Origin of the sequence: Streptomyces bambusae (assembly GCF_019400985.1) — a bacterium.
GTDB classification, from domain to species: Bacteria; Actinomycetota; Actinomycetes; order Streptomycetales; family Streptomycetaceae; genus Streptomyces; species Streptomyces bambusae_A.
Genome location: NZ_WTFF01000562.1, coordinates 1 through 2342 on the forward strand (window position 1 = coordinate 1; position 2342 = coordinate 2342).

1 protein-coding gene is annotated in these 2342 nt (G+C 72.5%); it reads left to right on the top strand.

Annotation, left to right across the window (positions count from 1 at the left end):
- Positions 1-2342 (top strand): Rne/Rng family ribonuclease (locus tag GPJ59_RS35540; RefSeq protein WP_258025413.1); only part of this gene is annotated, 2342 nt, incomplete at both ends.

Genomic DNA, 2342 nt, shown 5'->3' on the forward strand with positions numbered 1-2342 from the left:
GTCGCCCCCGAGCCGGCCGCCGAGCCGGAGGCCGAGCTGGAGGAGGCCGAGGCCGAGGCCGAGGCCGCCGAGCTGGAGGACGAGGAGGCCGACGAGTCGGGCGAGCGCCCGTCCCGCCGCCGTCGCCGGGGCGGCCGTCGCCGCCGCCGGGGCGAGGCCGCCGACTTCGACGTGACCGCCGAGGAAGAGGCCGAGGAGGCCGAGGAGGCCGAGGCCGAGCAGGAGGAGGAAGAGGAGGAGCCCGAGGAGGGCGCCGCCCTCGGTTCCAGCTCCAGCCGTCGCCGCCGTCGCCGCCGCCGTCGTTCCGGTGACACCGGCGTCGAGGGCGAGGCCGCCGACGAGGACGGTGTCCGTACCGTCGTCAAGGTGCGCGAGCCGCGTCCGGCCCGCGAGAAGGAGACGTCCGACGAGGTGCAGTCCATCAAGGGCTCCACCCGCCTGGAGGCCAAGAAGCAGCGCCGCCGCGAGGGCCGCGAGCAGGGCCGCCGCCGCGTCCCGATCATCACCGAGGCCGAGTTCCTGGCCCGCCGCGAGGCCGTCGAGCGCGTCATGGTCGTCCGCCAGAACGGCGAGCGCACCCAGATCGGCGTCCTCGAGGACAACGTGCTCGTCGAGCATTACGTCAACAAGGAGCAGGCCACCTCCTACGTCGGCAACGTCTACCTGGGCAAGGTCCAGAACGTGCTGCCGTCCATGGAGGCCGCCTTCATCGACATCGGCAAGGGCCGCAACGCCGTCCTGTACGCCGGTGAGGTCAACTTCGAGGCGCTCGGCATGGCCAACGGGCCGCGCCGCATCGAGTCCGCCCTGAAGTCCGGCCAGTCCGTGCTGGTCCAGGTCACCAAGGACCCGATCGGCCACAAGGGCGCCCGCCTGACCTCGCAGGTCTCGCTGCCCGGCCGCTACCTGGTCTACGTGCCCGAGGGCTCGATGACCGGCATCAGCCGCAAGCTGCCCGACACCGAGCGCGCGCGGCTGAAGACCATCCTCAAGAAGATCGTCCCCGAGGACGCGGGCGTCATCGTGCGCACCGCCGCCGAGGGCGCGAGCGAGGACGAGCTGCGCCGTGACGTCGAGCGCCTGCAGGCGCAGTGGGAGGACATCCAGAAGAAGTCGAAGCAGATCTCGACCTCGTCGCCGAGCCTGCTGTACGGCGAGCCGGACATGACGGTCCGGGTCGTCCGCGACATCTTCAACGAGGACTTCTCCAAGGTCATCGTCAGCGGTGACGAGGCGTGGGAGACCATCCACGGCTATGTCAACCACGTCGCGCCGGACCTGGCGGAGCGGCTCTCGCGCTGGACCTCCGAGGTCGACGTCTTCGCGACGTACCGGATCGACGAGCAGCTCGCCAAGGCGCTCGACCGCAAGGTGTGGCTGCCCTCGGGCGGCTCCCTGGTGATCGACAAGACCGAGGCGATGGTCGTCATCGACGTCAACACCGGCAAGTTCACGGGCCAGGGCGGCAACCTCGAGGAGACCGTCACCCGGAACAACCTGGAGGCGGCCGAGGAGATCGTGCGCCAGCTGCGGCTGCGCGACCTCGGCGGCATCGTCGTCATCGACTTCATCGACATGGTGCTGGAGTCGAACCGGGACCTGGTGCTGCGGCGCATGCTGGAGTGCCTGGGCCGGGACCGTACGAAGCACCAGGTCGCCGAGGTCACCTCGCTGGGCCTGGTCCAGATGACCCGCAAGCGGGTGGGCCAGGGCCTGCTGGAGTCCTTCTCCGAGACCTGTGTCCACTGCAACGGCCGCGGTGTGATCGTGCACATGGAGCAGCCGGCGGGCGTCGGCGGCGGTGGCAACGGCAAGCGCGCGAAGAAGCGCGGCGGCCGCGGCCACGAGCACGAGGTCGAGGTCGAGGCCGTTGAGACGGTGGCCGAGGTCGAGGCGGAGGTCTCCGAGCCGGTGGCGCTGCCGGAGCCGGCGTTCGTCCCGGACGAGGAGCTCTACGGCAGCCCGGCCGAGGCGGAGGCGGCCGCGGGTCTGAGCCCGCGCCGCAGCCGCCGCCGTGCCACCCGCAAGGCGACCGCCCCGGCGGGCTCGCCCAAGGGCGCCGAGGAGGCCTCCGCGGAGGCCGCCGAGGTCGTCGTCCCGGCGCAGGCCCAGCCGGAGCAGGCCCCGGAGCCGGTCGCCCCGGCCGGCGGCGCGGATCCCGCGACGCTGGGCTTGGCGAAGGTGGTCGCCAGGCTGCGCGCCGAGGTGGCGTACCGCGAGGCCGGGACCGCGATGGCGGCGCTGCGCGAGAGGGCCAAGGGGGTGCGCATGGCCCAGGATGCGCTCGCCCCAGTGGACGCGCACGAGATCCTGCGGCAGCGTGGCGCGCGGGACAGTGGCAC